Origin of the sequence: [Pantoea] beijingensis, assembly GCF_022647505.1 — a bacterium.
Classification (GTDB): domain Bacteria; phylum Pseudomonadota; class Gammaproteobacteria; order Enterobacterales; family Enterobacteriaceae; genus Erwinia; species Erwinia beijingensis.
Map to the genome: position 1 here is coordinate 3605560 of NZ_CP071409.1, position 17240 is coordinate 3622799.

At 51.7% G+C, this 17240-nt stretch carries 21 protein-coding genes; all 21 read left to right on the forward strand.

The window, feature by feature from the left end; translation table 11 throughout:
- Window positions 1–106 precede the first annotated feature (106 nt).
- The 21 genes from J1C60_RS16330 (at window position 107) to J1C60_RS16430 (ending at window position 16555) form a co-directional block, all read left to right on the forward strand.
- Complete coding sequence (locus J1C60_RS16330; RefSeq protein WP_128176092.1) at window positions 107–1663, forward strand: maltose/glucose-specific PTS transporter subunit IIC; 1557 nt, start codon at window positions 107–109, stop codon at window positions 1661–1663.
- Window positions 1660–2361 (forward strand): N-acetylmannosamine-6-phosphate 2-epimerase, encoded by a 702-nt coding sequence (locus tag J1C60_RS16335; protein WP_128176090.1) that lies wholly within the window; start codon window positions 1660–1662, stop codon window positions 2359–2361. Before J1C60_RS16330 ends, J1C60_RS16335 begins: the two co-directional genes overlap by 4 nt.
- A 341-nt stretch (window positions 2362–2702) precedes the next feature.
- Window positions 2703–3629, forward strand: coding sequence for a hypothetical protein (locus J1C60_RS16340; RefSeq protein WP_128176088.1), 927 nt, complete (start codon window positions 2703–2705; stop codon window positions 3627–3629).
- A 137-nt stretch (window positions 3630–3766) separates the two neighbouring features.
- A complete protein-coding gene (locus J1C60_RS16345) occupies window positions 3767–3952 on the forward strand; it encodes an AlpA family transcriptional regulator (RefSeq protein WP_128176086.1) in 186 nt (61 codons plus the stop codon).
- Window positions 3953–4053: 101 nt separating this feature from the next.
- Complete coding sequence (locus J1C60_RS16350; protein WP_128176084.1) at window positions 4054–4638, forward strand: DUF2857 domain-containing protein; 585 nt, start codon at window positions 4054–4056, stop codon at window positions 4636–4638.
- Window positions 4628–4837, forward strand: a complete 210-nt coding sequence (locus tag J1C60_RS16355; protein WP_128176082.1) for a TraR/DksA family transcriptional regulator — start codon at window positions 4628–4630, stop codon at window positions 4835–4837. Before J1C60_RS16350 ends, J1C60_RS16355 begins: the two co-directional genes overlap by 11 nt.
- A gap of 420 nt (window positions 4838–5257) precedes the next feature.
- Window positions 5258–5491, forward strand: a complete 234-nt coding sequence (locus tag J1C60_RS16360) for a hypothetical protein (RefSeq protein ID WP_128176080.1) — start codon at window positions 5258–5260, stop codon at window positions 5489–5491.
- Between the two features lie 73 nt (window positions 5492–5564).
- A complete protein-coding gene (locus J1C60_RS16365; RefSeq protein ID WP_128176078.1) occupies window positions 5565–6275 on the forward strand; it encodes a lytic transglycosylase domain-containing protein in 711 nt (236 codons plus the stop codon).
- The gene (locus J1C60_RS16370; protein WP_128176076.1) at window positions 6275–6568 is read left to right on the forward strand and encodes a TrbC/VirB2 family protein; all 294 of its coding nucleotides are present in this window, start codon (window positions 6275–6277) and stop codon (window positions 6566–6568) included. Before J1C60_RS16365 ends, J1C60_RS16370 begins: the two co-directional genes overlap by 1 nt.
- Before the next feature lie 10 nt (window positions 6569–6578).
- Complete coding sequence (locus J1C60_RS16375) at window positions 6579–9323, forward strand: VirB4 family type IV secretion/conjugal transfer ATPase (protein WP_128176074.1); 2745 nt, start codon at window positions 6579–6581, stop codon at window positions 9321–9323.
- 20 nt (window positions 9324–9343) lie between these two features.
- The gene (locus J1C60_RS16380; protein ID WP_128176239.1) at window positions 9344–10048 is read left to right on the forward strand and encodes a TrbJ/VirB5 family protein; all 705 of its coding nucleotides are present in this window, start codon (window positions 9344–9346) and stop codon (window positions 10046–10048) included.
- Between the two features lie 11 nt (window positions 10049–10059).
- Complete coding sequence (locus J1C60_RS16385; protein ID WP_128176073.1) at window positions 10060–10287, forward strand: EexN family lipoprotein; 228 nt, start codon at window positions 10060–10062, stop codon at window positions 10285–10287.
- 10 nt (window positions 10288–10297) lie between these two features.
- Complete coding sequence (locus J1C60_RS16390) at window positions 10298–11362, forward strand: TrbL/VirB6 family protein (protein WP_128176071.1); 1065 nt, start codon at window positions 10298–10300, stop codon at window positions 11360–11362.
- An 89-nt stretch (window positions 11363–11451) separates the two neighbouring features.
- A complete protein-coding gene (locus tag J1C60_RS16395; RefSeq protein WP_164877271.1) occupies window positions 11452–11589 on the forward strand; it encodes a hypothetical protein in 138 nt (45 codons plus the stop codon).
- Complete coding sequence (locus tag J1C60_RS16400; protein WP_128176069.1) at window positions 11582–12265, forward strand: VirB8 family type IV secretion system protein; 684 nt, start codon at window positions 11582–11584, stop codon at window positions 12263–12265. The genes J1C60_RS16395 and J1C60_RS16400 overlap by 8 nt, the downstream gene beginning before the upstream one ends.
- A complete protein-coding gene (gene virB9, locus J1C60_RS16405) occupies window positions 12265–13170 on the forward strand; it encodes a P-type conjugative transfer protein VirB9 (RefSeq protein ID WP_128176067.1) in 906 nt (301 codons plus the stop codon). The genes J1C60_RS16400 and virB9 overlap by 1 nt, the downstream gene beginning before the upstream one ends.
- A 19-nt stretch (window positions 13171–13189) precedes the next feature.
- Window positions 13190–14443 (forward strand): VirB10/TraB/TrbI family type IV secretion system protein, encoded by a 1254-nt coding sequence (virB10, locus tag J1C60_RS16410; RefSeq protein ID WP_128176065.1) that lies wholly within the window; start codon window positions 13190–13192, stop codon window positions 14441–14443.
- On the forward strand, window positions 14433–15458 hold the full coding sequence (virB11, locus tag J1C60_RS16415; protein WP_128176063.1) for a P-type DNA transfer ATPase VirB11: 1026 nt from the start codon (window positions 14433–14435) through the stop codon (window positions 15456–15458). Before virB10 ends, virB11 begins: the two co-directional genes overlap by 11 nt.
- Window positions 15455–15853, forward strand: a complete 399-nt coding sequence (locus tag J1C60_RS16420) for a cag pathogenicity island Cag12 family protein (protein ID WP_128176061.1) — start codon at window positions 15455–15457, stop codon at window positions 15851–15853. The genes virB11 and J1C60_RS16420 overlap by 4 nt, the downstream gene beginning before the upstream one ends.
- Window positions 15854–15897: 44 nt before the next feature.
- Entirely contained in the window at window positions 15898–16200 is a 303-nt protein-coding gene (locus tag J1C60_RS16425; RefSeq protein ID WP_128176059.1) for a TrbM/KikA/MpfK family conjugal transfer protein, read from the forward strand.
- 49 nt (window positions 16201–16249) lie between these two features.
- The gene (locus J1C60_RS16430) at window positions 16250–16555 is read left to right on the forward strand and encodes a dpoa decarboxylase (RefSeq protein ID WP_128176057.1); all 306 of its coding nucleotides are present in this window, start codon (window positions 16250–16252) and stop codon (window positions 16553–16555) included.
- Window positions 16556–17240 lie beyond the last annotated feature (685 nt).

Below are 17240 nucleotides of genomic sequence, written 5' to 3' on the forward strand. Positions count from 1 at the left end.
AGATTCGCTAAGATGTGAGATCTGTCAAAAAGTTGATGTTAATTTTCACCACTTAAAATATATTGTGGTAATAATTTTCACCAATACTATTTACTGAGGAAAAAAAATGTCACTTTTCAGCGGTACCTCTTCGGGGGGCTGGTTCGAGAAAGCACAGCGTTTCGGGAAATCCTTTATGCTCCCCATTGCCGTCCTGCCTGCGGCCGGGTTGTTACTTGGTATTGGTGGTGCACTTTCAAACCCAAATACTATTAAGGCATACCCTTTCCTTGACGTTGCCTGGCTACAGGGCGTCTTTACTATTATGGCGAGCGCGGGATCGGTGGTCTTTGCCAATCTCGCCGTGCTGTTCGCAGTCGGGGTGGCAGTCGGGCTGGCAAAAAGTGATAAAGGTACCGCCGGTCTCGCTTCTCTGCTGGCCTATCTGGTGATGAATGCCACTATTAATGCATTACTTAAACTGACCGGAGTGCTGGCAGCGGCTAACCTGAGTTCAGTGGGTCAGGGTATGGCGCTGGGCATTCAGACGCTGGAGACAGGGGTGTTTGGTGGCGTGGTGATTGGACTTGTCACCTCGCTGCTGCATAACAGATATAACAAAATCGCGTTGCCACAGTTTCTGGGTTTCTTCGGAGGGTCACGCTTCGTACCGATTATCAGTTCACTGATCGCCATTCTGGTTGGTGCTGCGATGACTATCATCTGGCCTCATTTCCAGAAACTGATTTTCGGTCTGGGTAGTCTTGTTGATGCAACCGGCTACTTTGGCACCTTCATCTATGGTTTTGTACTGCGTATGATAGGTCCGTTCGGCCTGCATCATATTTTCTATCTGCCATTCTGGACGACGGCTCTGGGCGGTAGCGAAATAGTCAACGGACAGTTGGTTGAAGGCACACAACGCATCTTCTTCGCTCAACTTGCCGATCCCAATACGCACCAGTTCTATGTCGGTACCTCGCGTTTTATGTCCGGGCGTTTCATTACCATGATGTTCGGCCTAGTTGGTGCATGCCTTGCGATGTACCACACCGCCAAACCTGAGAACCGTAAACTCGTGGCCGGTCTGTTGTTGTCTGCGGCACTCACCTCGTTCCTGACGGGTATCACTGAGCCTATTGAGTTCTCTTTCCTGTTCGTTGCGCCGGTGCTGTACGTCATCCATGCGGTGTTTGACGGTCTGGCGTTCATGATTGCACATATTCTGCATATCACTATCGGCCAAACATTCTCAGGCGGGCTTATCGATTTCATCCTGTTTGGCGTGTTGCAGGGAGAGGATAAAACTAACTGGTTATACGTTCCTCTGGTTGGTATTCCATGGTTCTTCCTGTACTACATCACTTTCCGCGTTGTCATAACCCGCTTCAATTTTAAAACCCCTGGTCGTGAAGAAGCCGGTGTTGAAAGCGCACAGATTCAGTCAGGCGAACGTCCACAGCAGGTTATTACCGCACTCGGGGGTAAAGAGAACATCGCTGAGCTGGACTGCTGCGCTACCCGCTTGCGTATTACGCTTGTTGACGGGAGCAAAGTAGATGAAGTGTTACTGAAAGGTACGGGGGCACGGGCAGTCATCGTACGTGGCAACGGCGTACAGGTCATTTATGGACCTCACGTTACTATTATAAAAAATGAAGTTGAGGAGTTACTCGCACTATGAAGTCATCCATGCTGTCGCTGATTCAGGGAAAACTCATCGTCTCCTGTCAGGCGTTGGAAAATGAACCGTTGCATAGCCCATTTATCATGTCAAGAATGGCCGTTGCTGCCGTTAAGGGCGGGGCTGCCGCTATCAGGGCAAACAGCCTGCTTGACGTACAGAAAATTATGGACACGGTTGACTTACCCGTTATCGCGATCCTCAAGCGGGACTATCCTGGAAGTGATGTTTTTATTACCGCTACACTTAAAGAAGTCGATGAATTAATGATCGCAAACCCTCAGATGATTGCCATGGATGCAACCAGCCATACGCGACCTGGTGAATTGCAATTACCGGAGCTGGTAGCCACGATTCGCGAACGCTATCCGGACCTTTTACTGATGGCTGACATTGCCACGGTCGAAGAGGCATTTCACGCATCGGAACTCGGATTTGACTGTATTGGTACAACACTGCACGGATATACATCTGAAAGTAAGGGACTGAGTCTGGCAGACAATGATTACCAGTTTCTTCGCGATGTGCTGTCCAATGTTGACGTACCCGTAATCGCTGAAGGAAACGTTGAGACACCAGAGATGGCCGCACACTGTCTGAGGCTAGGCGCTCATGCGGTTGTGGTTGGCGGAGCGATCACACGTCCGCAACAAATCACACGCCGCTTCGTAAACGCCATGGCTACGCCGCCAGCGTAACCATGGCGGTGATTGGCTCAATCGTCCCCCTCGGTTGAGTCAATCACACCCCTCTATAAACCGAGTTTCATATAATAATTTTGATGGCAATAAATAACATTTTAGAATGCCTTTCACAAATAAGGAACCTTATCTCTTTCTAATAATTATTATTTCAGAAATGACTATTACTATGTTGATGGTTTGTTTTCAATAACGCCCCCCAATAAATAAAAAATGTAATCACATAATAAAAACCCTTCAAATCACTTAAAGATTGAAGAATCAAGACCTCACCAGCTTAAATCTGCACATTTATTTCTTTTACAGAAAACATCCATTATGCAGAAGGTGATAATATCATGAAGGAAAATAACATACCCTTAGACTCAAAGAACATAATGCCGGAATGGATTACCATAAAGGAGGCCATAAAAATAACCAATAAACTGATAAAGACCAGCCTTACCGAAAGCGATATTTATCGTCATGCCATGTGTGGGCACATTCGTCTCTCTATATATTTCCAGTCTCAAGTTATATTGCAAAAAATAAAGACAAGAAATCATAAAATAAAGTTCAGGCCGATAGAAACCTCAGTTACCCAACGACTTTGTCTGCTTGAAAGAAATTGTTTCATGAGTGGACGAAATCTAATTATCAGTACAGAAGGCAACTATATTTACCCAGTGCAAAAAATAATTGACACTTCTCTGGCTGGGTACGAATATATTCTGATACAGAATATGTTAGCGAAATCGCTGAGAATCCCATTACCCGTGGCAGGAATGAATAACATCAATTACGGTATCACCGTCACCATATCAGGGGAGTTATTCAAAGTATTTGAACGAATTTCATGGAATGAAAGAATAAAACAACAAACTTCGTTACTTCCTGAAAATATCATTCCAGATATTAATGAACATAATGTAGAACAGAAAATGAATAAATGCAGGCGAAAAGGATACTTCCCTATCCATGCTTTACCACCGGATGCCTGCTTTGTCATTCGGTATAGTGAGCTTGAAAAGCTAATCAATATGTCATTTGATATCCCGACACCTGAAGCCTCTTCAACACGTATATCAACCCCCCTGTCCCGCCTGTTCTGGCTTGCCTGTAAACATAATGACGCTATTAGCCCGTTAATCGAAAAGCCTTATAAGCTCTTGTCTATTTTCGAGCAATGGGCATCAGCTGACGGTATTACCGACCGTCTGAGCGGAGACACACTGAAAACAGCACTGAATCGGGGCTCCCCCTCCCCCACTTCGTCATCAAATTAGAAAATAGCCGTCACACCTGAAAACCCGTATTACGAGTAATAAAATCCGTAATACGGGATCATCAACTTTATCTTTTCCTTCCACCGTGTTTTTTATCTTCTCCGGGTATTCCCCTTTTTCTGCCACCGGAGAACACGATGACATCACATCAGTTATTACGCCTGAAACAGGTTGAAGAAAAAACCGGTCTGAAACGCTCCCAAATCTACCTGTATATGAAAACTGGCACCTTTCCCCACTCCATAAAAATTGGCCCCGCCAGCGTAGCCTGGCTCGAATCTGAAATTGATGAATGGATCAACCTTAAATTAGAAAACCGCTAAAAACATTTAAGGAAAATGATGATGAAACATAATCATGGTATCTCTTTTTCAATTCGCGCATTTTGCTTCCCATATGGAAGTCAATATGGAGGGATGACAGCATGATCCCGTCATTGAATTACGCCGTATTGACTGACGTCCTCCACGCGCTGAAAGAAGGCAATTTTCATTACTGTGAAACCCTGGGGTTCACGTTCGACGAAATGCATGCCCTCAATCAGTTATCCCTTGATGAACTGTTTGCAGTCAGCCGGGCATCGGTGCAGGTTATGGCCGTTACCGTGCACCATGACGCTCTGCACCAGTTCCTGACATTGTCCCGTCAGGAGCTGGCTCGCCAGCAGCAAATCAACCGGGCCATCACGCTGGGCGGGTCAATTGCTTTACTGAACCATTACTTTGGTCTCACCTCCAATGAGGTCTGCATCCGCCGCCGGTTACTGGGGATATGTGTTCCTCATGGTCGAACCCCCGTTCCGGGAGAAACCGCCGATGCAGAGATCTGGCGGCAGTGGCAACAACATCGCCCGATCAATATCGACTCACCTGACGCACTGAACGCAATGATGCAGGTAACCGAAACCCTGTCCTGTGGTGAAGAGCGCCCCTCGCTTACCGCCGTCTGGAAAAGCATCACCCAGTGTGAAAAGGAAGCTTCAGACAGGAGGTCATCACATGCCGGATGAGATAGACCGCGACCAGGAATTTAATGTGCAGCGCCTGGAAGAGATGATTGAACAGAGCCGGTTCAGATCTGCACCCACACCTTCCTTGTTCTACTGTCGATTCTGCGGTAAGCCTATTCCCGAGAAACGGCGTCAGACACTGCCGGGTGTGACAACCTGCACAACGTGCCAGACCACGCTTGAACACCGACAGCGCTGAAAATATGGCGTTGCACGTGCGGAGAGATTATTTTCTCCGCACGTCTTTTATTATCCGCATGAATCACTATACCTGTTTTTTTAACAGGTTAAATACAGAATGAAACTGACACAACGTTATTCAATCTTCCAGAGTAAATGAATATTCACCGTGTTTTCTCTCTTATTTCCCGTTTGATTTCCCCGTTCCCTTCCTCATTCATAAAGCGCAATCTGACCACGTTATCGTTCACTGGCAAACATTATGGATGTTTATTCGTCCGGGCCAGGTATCGCTCTTTAAAAACAGGGTTCGGGCTGTCACATAACCATAATTCAGGGTGCCGCTGAATATTCTCGCTGACCCGTTAAAACCGGAATGCAGGATCGGGATGTGATCGAAAACTAGTATTATCAACAATTTTAACTAAAGGGGTAAATTATGAGAAAACCCGATTATTACGCGTATATTACCCAGGAAAGTCAGCCGGACGCCCAGGGCGGGAAAAACACATTCTGGACAAAAGTCGGTGTGGCCTTTGCCCACCACGGAAAACCCGGCCTGAATATTGTCCTGACGCCCGGTATTGCCGTCTCCGGCAAACTGGTCCTGCTTGAACCCCGCGATGAAAACAGTCTGCCACAGAGTACAGACACCACCGAAGCCGCGCAGTAACTCCCTTAATTCTGACTTCGCAGCATGCAGGGTCTGCTGACTTTGCATACTGCCTGTTCTTCCTGAGGCCATCATGCTTTCCACCACTGCCTTTCTGGCGGCGGCCATGCAGTGCGCCGCCAGCATTCATCCGTCCACGGCATTTGATGTGGCACGGGTGGAATCCGGTTTTAACCCTTATGCCATCGCCGAGATTGTCCCGAAGACCGGAAAGTCCTCCGGCGGTAAGCCCGTTATTTCTCATCTACCCGCCAGTCGGGGAGAAGCTGAGCGCATTATCCGCCGCCTTGCGGTACAGGATCGCCGGTACTCTGTCGGGCTGATGCAAATCACCAGCACCAATTTCCGTCACTACGATGTGACGGCCTTTGACCTGCTTGATCCCTGCTTAAATCTGTCCGTTTTTGAACGCATTCTCAGAGACTGTTACCAACGTGGTGGCACCCTCAAGCGGGCGCTTAGCTGCTATTACTCCGGCAATTTCCGTACAGGACAACAACCGGAAACGGCTTTTTCCGGGACCAACTATGTACAGCGGATAGGTTACGCTTCGGCGTCCTCCCGTTATGCAGTACCCGGCACTCGCGAGGATAGCGCCACGACCCCGCCGCCGCTGAAAGCCATTCCCGCTGATGCCCCATCCCGCCCTCGCGTGATCTGGCCGGGGACCGTCGTCCGTGGCATCCCCGCGAAACTCCGTCAGGAAAAAAACGCTACCGCACAGATCTCCGCGCCGTCAGTGCGCCGGAGTCTCTCCCTGTTAACCCGTGAGGAGGAAAAATAATGACACTTTTCCGCAAGCTAAAGGCGGCGGCCAGCCCCGTTTCTGCCTGTGTGTTGACGGCTTTTTCTGCCATCCCGGCACTGGCCGACGGTTTTGAACGGGCAAATACCGTAATGGAAAAAGTCTCCACCGGCCTTCATGGTCTGGCGGCCATCACCATCACTGTGGCCGTGATCTGGGTGGGTTACAAGACACTCTGGAAAGGCGAAAGCCTGTCCCAGTGCGCCTACATCATCATCGGCGGGATCCTGATTGGCGGGGGCAGTGAAATCGGCGCACTGCTGATGAGCTGAGAGGTTATCGATGGCAATGCTGCTTAAGGCAATGAAACGTCCGGCGGCACTGTGGGGGGTGCCAATGGTGCCCCTGCTGGGTGTCACGGGGTTCACCATCATCGTCGCTGTCTGGACTACCGTCGCTTTTCTTGCACTGCTCCCGGTTGAATTTCTGGTGATGAAGTCGCTCACCCGGAATGAACCCATGCGGTTCAGCCTGATTGCCGTCTGGCTCAGGGCAAGAGGAAAACCGGCAGCAAACCGTCTGTTTGGCGCAACAGCCTTTATGCCCGTTGAGCATGAGGCCGTTGATATCACGGAGTTTCTCAACGCCATGAAACTGAATCAGTGTGCCTCGCTCAGAAAGTACATTCCGTATTCATCGCATATTCATCAGCATGTTGTCCGCTCACCACACAGTGATCTCTACTGCACCTGGGAACTGACGGGAACCCCTTTCGATTGCGAGTCAGAAGAAACGCTCAGTATTGACTGCAATCAGTTGCATGGGCTTATCCGCTCATTCGAGGGGATGCCGGTCACCTTTTATATCCATAACGTGCGGGAGCCGTTTACGGACTCACTGCATAAGGCATCCGGCAACCCTTATGCCGATGAAATCAGCCGTCTGTATTATGCCTCGCTGGCGGCTGACCCGTTCCGCCGTAACCGCCTGTTTCTGACTGTCTGTTACCGTCCGTTTGTCAGCCTGGAAAAGGCCGGACGCAAACGCATGAAAGACGGTCAGAAACTGAAAGAACTTGACGGTGCACTGCGGGAAATGCTGGAAATTAAAGGCTCGCTCGATACCGCACTGTCCCGCTACGCCGCATGTCCTCTTGGCACTTTTACTGAAGGTCACGCGTTATTCTCCTCCCAGTTATCCTTTTATGAGTACCTGCTGACGCACCACTGGCGCAAGATACGCGTCACCCGAACCCCTGCGTATTCGGCGATGGGGTCGGCGGCACTGTTCTTTTCCGGGGAGTCCGGGCAGATAAACCACACCAGCGGTACACGGTATTTCCGGGGGCTGGAGGTGAAGGAGTTCCCGGAGGAAACAGCGACAGGAATGATGGACTCGCTGCTGTACGCCCCCTGCGACTATGTGATCACCCAGTCTTACACCTGTATGTCGCGCGAAGAAGCCCGCAAGGCCATAAAACGTACCCGACGTCTGTTAATGAGTTCGGATGATGATGCAGTGTCACAGCGACTGGATCTGGATGTGGCGCTTGACCTGCTGACATCAGGGAAAATCGCTTATGGTAAACACCATTTCTCCATCATGGTGTTTTCCCGCTCGCTGGACAGTCTGGTGGCCGATACCAGTGAAATCAGCAATGCCCTGAACAACCTCGGCATTACACCGGTTCCCGCTGAGCTTTCTCTTTCAGCCGCGTATATGGCACAACTGCCCGGCAACTATCACCTGCGGCCCCGCAAGGGAGAACTGAGCAGCCTGAATTTTGTGGAGCTGGCCGCGCTTCATAATTTCTACCCTGGCAAGCGCACTAATGCCCCCTGGGGGGATGCAATGGCGTTACTGCGCACGCCCTCAGGCGATGGTTACTACCTGAACCTGCACAACACGCTGGCCGACAAGGACGAATTCAATGAGAAGAACCCGGCCAGCACCTGCATTCTCGGCACCAACGGTTCGGGAAAAACCATGCTGATGACATTCCTTGAAAACATGCAGCAGAAATATGGTCGCGCGGACAGTTTTTCACCCGATGCTAAAACCAAACGGCTGACAACCGTTTATCTGGACAAGGACCGGGGCGCGGAAATGAATATCCGGGCGCTGGGCGGTCGTTACTACCGTATCACGCATGGTGACCCTACGGGGTGGAACCCGTTTTCGCTACCGCCAACGAAACGCAATATCAGTTTCATCAGGCAACTGATGAAACTGCTGTGTACACGTAACGGCGCGACCATCACGCCCCGCGATGAACACCGACTGAACGATGCCGTGCAGGCTGTGATGAGTGATGAACCACAGTACCGCATTCATGGAATCACCCGCCTGCTTGAGAATCTGCCGGAGCCTGCGACCCGGGAGGCGCAGGAGAACGGTCTCAGCATTCGCCTGTCGCAATGGGCGCAGAGCGGTGAGTTCGGCTGGGTGTTTGATAACGCATCAGACACCTTCGATATCAGCCACTGCGATAACTTTGGCATTGATGGCACAGAGTTTCTGGACGATGCGAATGTGTGTGCACCGATCTCGTTTTACCTGCTGTACCGTATTACCAGCCTGCTCGACGGGCGGCGACTGGTCATTTTTCTGGACGAGTTCTGGAAGTGGCTACGAGACCCCGTCTTTAAGGATTTTGCCTATAACAGACTGAAAACCATCCGTAAACTCAACGGGATGCTGGTTGTGGGTACGCAATCCCCTGCTGAAATCATCAGGGATGAGATTGCACCCGCCGTGATTGAGCAGTGCGGCACGCAGATCCTGGCCGCCAACCCCAGTGCCGACCGGTCACACTATGTTGACGGGATGAAGTTTGAGCCGGAGGTGTTCGATGTGGTGAAAGGTCTGGACCCTCAGGCCCGCCAGTATGTGGTGGTCAAAAATCAGTTCAGACGCGGCGACACAAAACGCTTTGCCGCACGCGTAACACTCGACCTCTCCGGTATCGGCAGATACAGCCGTGTTATGAGCGGTAGCGCGGACAACCTCGAAATCTTCGATTCCCTGTACCGGGAAGGGATGCAGCCGCATGAATGGCTGGATTCCTACCTGGCTCAGGCACTCTGATAACCCAAAGGAGACCCATGATGAAAAGGTGTTTTCATGCCCTGATTTTCACATGCGTGATTGCCAGCCCGCTGGCGCACGCCGGTATCCCCGTACTGGTAGATGCCGACCCGCTGCGGGAAATCGAATGGCTGAAAGAAGCGCAGCGCTGGATGCAAACAGCACAACATTACCAGAGCCAGATTCAGGCATATAAAGACCAGCTGGCGACGGCCACTGGCGTCAGGGATATTGCTGATTTCGTTGATCAGGCGAAAAGTCTGAAATCGGATCTGGAAAAACTTCGCAAGCCGGGCCAGACACTCAATGACCTGCTTCTCTCCGGCGGCACCGCCGGGCAGTTCGATACGCTGTATACAAAGTACCGGGTTTTCGATACCTGCAACGCGGAACAGTCGGGAAGTTATGCCGATACCTGCAAACAACTGGTCATCAATAAGGCGATTCAGTTTGAGCAGACCAACGATATTCAGGAGCAGGTCAGTCAGACGCTGGGCGAGATCAATACCCTCTCGAACCGCATCGCACTTGCTAAAGATTCAAAAGAATCTCAGGACCTTGCCAACAGTATTCAGCTAAAATCAGTGATGTTGAACACGCTCACTGATCAGTGGGAAATGAGCGTGAAGGCAGCGGAAAAGCGCGAAAAAGTACTTGAGGATGAGCGTGTTAAACAGTGGAATCAGCAACAGTTAAATGCGCCAACCCCTGATTTAAACAGCTAAAGGAGTCTCACATGCGTTTATTAACTCTTTCTTTCCTGTCCTTATTATTCATCATAATTAGCGGCTGCAAAGAAGAAGCCAAAACAACCCAGTGGTACAGGGATCATCCCGATGAGCTAAAAGTCGTTTATGAAAAATGCCAGAAAACCGGTGATGCGTCCGAAAACTGTAAGAACGCCAATGAAGCCCATTATCAGATTCAGCAGTTAAATGCCCCCACTCCCGACCTGAATTCATAGTGAGGTTAATATGCCCGGTGGTGTATTTCTGGGTGTTGAAAAACACCTGATAGGAGGAGTCACCGACGCCACAAAGGGACTGATGATGTCATATTCCTCCATGATGGTGGGGCTGGCGGCAACGTCAGCCACGCTCTACATCATGTGGCGCGGATACCAGACACTGGCTGGCAAGTTATCCACGCCAGCGGAAGATGTGATGTGGGACATCATGAGGATGGCGATCATCCTGTCCTTTGTGGCGAACGTCAGCGGCTATCTTGATGGCGCTATCGATGCCATTAATGGTTTAAAGGAGGGGTTTTCTGGCAGCGATAATATCTGGCAGCTACTCGATACCTTATGGGATAAAGCGAAGGTATTAGGAAAAACATTACACGACATGGATAACTCAACATATATAAAAGATGAGGGGATGACCGCTCAGTTTTACGTCTGGCTCGGAATATTCGTTTTAATGATCGTCACTGCCTTTGTTTCAATGATCGCGGAGATAATGATCTTATTACTGAGTATTACTGCGCCTATATTTATTTTTTGTCTGATGTATGGTTTTTTACGGCCCATGTTTAATAACTGGCTGCAAAATATATTTGCAACAATATTAACTGTTCTTTTTTCAGCATTATCACTGAGAATCGTCATAAATTACTTAAACTCTCGATTAGATATTGCAACGAAGGTCGCCGCTACTGCAAATATTGTGGAGTTAGGCGCACAGGTCTGCCTTGCTGGTATCTGTGCCGCGATACTGGTCTACCTCTCCGCAAAACTGGCCGGAGCGCTGGCAGGTGCCGGAGCGACAGTATCCATGCAGGGGCTGGCAGCGGTGGGTATCGGCGCGGCAGTGTTTGGTGCCGGGAAACTGGCAGCAGGAGCCGGGCAGCAGACAACCCGCACCATTCAGGACAATATTCAGGGCTGGAGGGGTGCGAACGCGGGTAAGCCCGGCAGCGGTCCCGGATACAGTGCGGCTAAAGCACGTCAATACGCGATTGAGCAGATGATCGCCAGAAACGAAGCCCGGAAACTGGCACAATCAGGAGAAGCAGCCGTTCAGAAATTCTATCATTAAGCCCGTAATTCCCTCTCGAAATATCCCGTTCCACCCGGTGAAAACATAACCCTGTTTTCATTCCACTGATCTCACAGAGGACACACCCCATGAAACGCTTGATTGCGCTGGCTGTGCTGTGCGCGCTTTCCGGCTGCGCCCGGTCCACTTATCCCCCGGCATTTAGCGGACAGGGAGAGCCTGTGAATACCCCTCAGGTTATGGCGGAGTTAAACAATCATGAGTGAACAGACCATCATTACGGATTCCTGCACTTTTGAGCAACAGATGATTGAGCGGGACAAACGCGCCACGAAAGCCGGGTTTATGGTTGGCGGCGCGGGCCTGCTCATCGCCGTACTGGCGCTTACCGTCGTGGTGCTGATGTTGCCGCTGAAACAAACGGTCATTGAACTGTACACCGTGGATAATCATACCGGGCGGGTGGAGCACGTCACCCGCGCATCAAAGACCAGCCTGACGGCGGAGGACGCTTATCAGAAGGCGATGACCGCCAGCTACGTCAGACTGCGTGAGCGGTATGTTTACCCCTCCCTGCAAGACGATTACGCCACGGTCCAGATTTACAACAGCCCGCAGGTCAACGATGACTATCTGGCGCTGTACACCGGTAAAGACGCCCCGGACAAGGTGTATCAGAACGGGGCTCATAACGTGCAAATCGACATCCTGTCAAACCAGCTCACCGGGGGCACAGACCCCGACAAAGTCGCCACCCTCCGTTACAAAAAGACTGTCCGCCGCCTCGCTGACAACAGCACCCGCACCGAATACTGGGATGCCCGCCTGACATTCCACTCCGACCCCGGCAGGGAGATGAGCGATACGGAGCGAGAGATTAACCCGTTCGGTTTTATCGTGACCAGCTGGCAGGCAGACCGTGAAATCCGGGGAGGTGAATAATGAAAAGCATCACCCTTATCGTGCTGGCGCTGATGATGTGTGCCACGGCATGGAGCGCGGTCATCCCGCAGGCGAGCCGCTATGATGCCCGCGTTCAGCAGGTTGTCTATAACCCGCTGAACGTCACCGTCGTCAGTACCCGGCCCGGTTTCATGACCACGCTGGTGTTTGACAACGACGAAGCGGTTATCAGCGCCAGACCCGGTTTTGAGGAGGCGTGGGAAGCTACACCGGACGCCAACCGGGTGAATATCCGCCCGGTGGCGCTCGTTCAGGGCGCGCCCGGCGCGGACGGTAATACAACGCAGGTGGTCATCCCGCCCAACAGCCGGGACTGGCATACCAACCTGCTGGTCGTCACCACCCGGCGACTGTACAACGTCGAACTGAACGTCATCGATGATAAATCACCGCAGCAGCCCGCTTTCCAGGTGAGTTACCGTTATCCGGATGAGGCGCAGGAGAAGGCCAGCCGCGAGACAGCGGCCAAAGTGCTGGAGCGGGAGCAAAAACAGCAGCAGGCCGACATTCAGCAGACCCTGAATACTGCGCAGACACCGCGCAACTGGGACTACCTCAAATATCCGGGGCGCGACAGCGCCCGGATTGTTCCGGATTTTGCGTATGACGATGGTCGCTTTACGTTCGTAGGTTTCTCCCCGGCCAAATCCATCCCCTCTGTAACGAAAGCGCTGAACGGCCAGGAGCATGTGGTTAACAGCAGTATCCGCAGAAAAGGCGACTTCACCGTACTGGTCATTCAGGAGGTCACGCCCCGTCTGGTCCTGCGTTCCGGTAACGCCGTAGTCGGCCTGGAAAATCGTGGATTTGGCAGGGTCCAGGCCGCTGATGGCGCCACGGTTTCTCCACAGGTTGAACGGGTGGAAAAAACCGCAACCCACTGACAACTGAGGAGTCATGCAGATGAACGACGAACACCCGCATCCTGAACCTGATGAATCCCGGTCCTCCCCGGCGCAGCCGGATGACGATATTGCCGCGCTGGAGCGCGAAGCCCGTGCAAGGCGGGAAGCAGATCTTCTCACCGCGCAGGAGGATGAAGCGAACGATCCGGTACAACCCGCCGTCAACAAACTGAAAAAGCGCAGGCGCGGGAAAGCCACCGCGTTTCTGGCGCTCGCCGCCGTTGCGCTGATTGCGCTGGCATGGGTGGGCAACTGGGTATACCGCAATCTTCTCTGGCAGCCCGGTGAAGAAAAGCGGCAGGATGTCGCGCCACAGCCGAACCGGACCGATTATCGGCAGCGTACCGATCTGGGGACGCACGATACCGGAGCCGAAGCGCCGGAACAGGTGGACAACAGCCCGCGCAGTAAGATAGTCACCGGGCCGGAGATGCCGCAGGAACTGGATAAAGCCCGTTTTCTGGTACGACGGGATGGCTCAGCCGCAGCCGCCCGAAACCCGGTCCGGACCCGGCAGCAGGAAATGACGCAGGTATCCTCTGCCGGGCAGTCGTCAGGGACGCCATCCACTGGCTCCGGGCAGCAGCCAGATACCCCGTCTCTACCGCCGGAACTGTCCCCGGCAGTGGTCCGGCGTATTCCTTATAACCCGGATCTGTACGTGCCGGAAAACACTGCCATTCCCTGTTCACTAGATTACCGGTTTGTCTCGGATCGGGCGGGGAAAATCCGCTGCACGATCGCCGAAGATATCTGGAGCGCCAGCGGTAATACGAAGCTGATTGAAAAAGGGACCACCGCCACCGGTATTTACCAGACTGGCGCAGACACAGGGATGGCACACGGACAGGGACGCGCCTTCCTCATCATCACGAAGCTGCGTACCCGCCAGCCCCCTTATCTTGATATTCCGCTGGTCGATACCCACGCTGCCGGAGAACTGGGCGAGGCAGGAGTTGATGGCTGGATCGACACACACTTCCGGGAGCGATTCGGGGGCGCGTTACTGGTCGGCATGATCCCCGATATTGGCGCATGGGCATCCAACAGCGCCGGTCAGAAAGATCGTAACACGGACTATACCGAGAACAGCCGTCAGGCGATGGCGGATATGGCGCGGACCACACTGGAAAACAGCATCAATATCCCGCCTACCCTCGACAAAAATCAGGGGGAGATCATCAACCTGATCACCGGACAGGATATTGATTTCTCCGGCATCTATACGCTGAGGATGAAAAATGACCACTAAAAATATCTCCCTGGACCGCTATAAACAGCGGTTTTTTGGTGATTTTCTGGTTCTTCCCGGCCTGACAGAGATCGCCGTTAATCGCCCGGGTGAGCTTTTCACCAAAATTAACGGTGTCTGGGAACAGCACGCCGTTCCGCTGGATTATGAGGGCTGTTACAACTTCGCCAGATGCCTGGCAAAGCATCACGGCGACAATATCGAAGATATCAAGCCAGGGCTGTCGGCCACACTGGAATCCGGCGAACGCTGTCAGGTCATCGTGCCCCCGGCCTGCGAGCGTGACACGGTGTCTGTCACGCTACGTAAACCTTCACAGGTACAAATCCCGCATCAGGACTATATTGACGCCGGGTTTTATAACCGGGTGACAGGTACAGAAAAAACGCAGACGCACGATGAAGAATTACTGGGCTTATATCACGCAAAAGATATTCCGCACTTTATGGAGAAGTGCGTGGAGTACGGTAAAACCCTCGCGGTGGCCGGGGAAACCAGTACCGGGAAAACCACTTATATGAAGATGTTGATAGGTTATATTCCCCGCAACCTGCGTATCACGACCATTGAAGATAACCCGGAAATCACCTTCTTTGTTCATAAAAACTACGTTCACCTTTTTTATCCGTCGGAATCGGCAGATGAAAAAGGGTCAATTGTGACGCCCGCCAGCCTGTTGCGCTGGAATTACCGCATGAACCCCGACCGCATACTTTTAACCGAAGTGCGCGGTGGTGAAGCCTGGGATTTTCTTAAAATCACCGGCTCCGGTCATGAAGGCAGCATGACCTCCATTCATGCCGGTTCGGCAATGGAAGCGGTGGACGGGTTTATTACCCGCTGTTATGAAAATCCGCAATGCGCCCGACTCCCTTACACCTTTATGTTACGCAAGGTACTGGACAGTCTGGACGTTATCGTGAGTATCGGCCTGGACGGTAATATACGCCGGATGAATGATATTTATTTCCGGCCACTGCACCGCAGCACCTTTTTTGAGGAGATGAAAGCATGATGAAGGTTATCAATATACTGTTATTTTCACTGGTGCTTTCCGGCTGTTCTTCACCCCCGCCACCGGTTCCTGTTGAATGGGATAAACCGGGCCAGTCAGTCAATACCGGTTTGCCGCAATGGCGTGACAACACGGTTATTGTTCCTTCGCCAGTCGTTAACAACAAATGGTTATTATCCATTCACGCCCGGAATTTTAACGACACGTTCTGGACGCCTACCGTATTTTATGCCATCACCCACTCAACACGTATTATTGTTGCCACACCATCAGGCACAGATTACTTTAATGCCAGAAACTGGCTGCGCCAGCATGGCGCAAAAGGCGTTATTGCATATCAGCCTGACTCTGGTTGCCTGACATGTAGCGACACCCGCATTTATTTCTCACATTAAATACTCTGCCCCTCTGAAATTCACCTTACTGTAAGGATTTCATCATGAAATATTTCGCTTTTGTGGTGGCAGTGCTGTGCATTGTCGCCGGGACGCCTGTTTATTCTTTCGCTGCCGACCCGTGCGAAGTGGTGCTTTGTATGTACGGTAAAGCAACCGGAAACAGTGGAGGGCGCGAATGCCATTCTGCTGAACGAGCCTTCTTTAATATCGTCAAAAAGAATAAACACGGATTTTTACCCAATCATACGCTCAATGCCAGAAAAGCTTTCCTGGGGGAATGTACCAGCGCTGATCCGGAAGCAGTGAGTAAAATTCTGTCCAGATTTGGCAGGGTCAGGGAGTAGCACTATATTGGCCGTTATCTTAATACACTTCCCGTATGGAGAAATAAAAGTGGATAAAGAAGACCTGTTTATTTCCAACATCCATTCAATGCATCAGGACAGAATATCGGGCACGTGTATCTATGATTCTCTGTCGAAAGAAGCCTGTCGGGGATGCGGGCTTTATTATGAGATATATGAAAGCCGGTTTATCGGTTTATTGCGGCATCATCTCTCACAGTTTAATGAACAGGACGCAAGCAAGCTCAGGCGATATGCCGAAAGTCAGGGAACGAAGGTCGATGATAAAACATACCATGAGGCATTAAACGCTGAACGTGCATGCCGGACGGAAATAACCCGCGAACAAATGTGAATCACAGACATTAATAATGTATCGAACGACGCCACAGACTGACAGACGGCGGGTTTAAGGCTCGCTTATTTCTGGCTTCAATTTCGGAGAAATTGTTAAGCCGTGAAATAAGCGAGTGGAGCACGGACAGAAAATTCAATTCCGGAGGAATTGTTAATTTTCAGGCACCGCGCCCACCTGCGAACATTCGCCCAAAGCGAATTGAGCAGGCCAGGGGGAGCCGCAAAAATTTTGTCGCCCCGGCGAGCAAAAAGGCACGCCCACGTGCCGGTTTTTGTGGGGGGCCTGCCCCGCACACCGTCAAGCCAGGTAATATTTCCCGCCCCAGCGGGGAATATTGCCGATCAGGCGCGACCAACCCCTTTAAAGCAGCGTTCCCGTTTTTTCGAGCCTGCGAGAAAAAACAGGCGAAACGCGCGTCTTAAAGGGGTTGGTCGCGCGTAGCGTGCGACGGTGTGCCGCCGTTGACTCTGGGGGTTTTGGCACGGCGTCCAGCCGCGACATTACCCCCATGTGACAGGCAGTAAGGGCGTCCAGCCCGAACGAAATGACACACGTCGTTGCCCGTCATTCGGGCGTTTCAGGGGACGGACGACCACCGGTCGGCTGTTTTCTGAAAGCGCGGATAACGGGCATGAGCGCCGGAGGCGTTCAGTGCTTTTTGTCCTTTTATGGGCGTCACCGG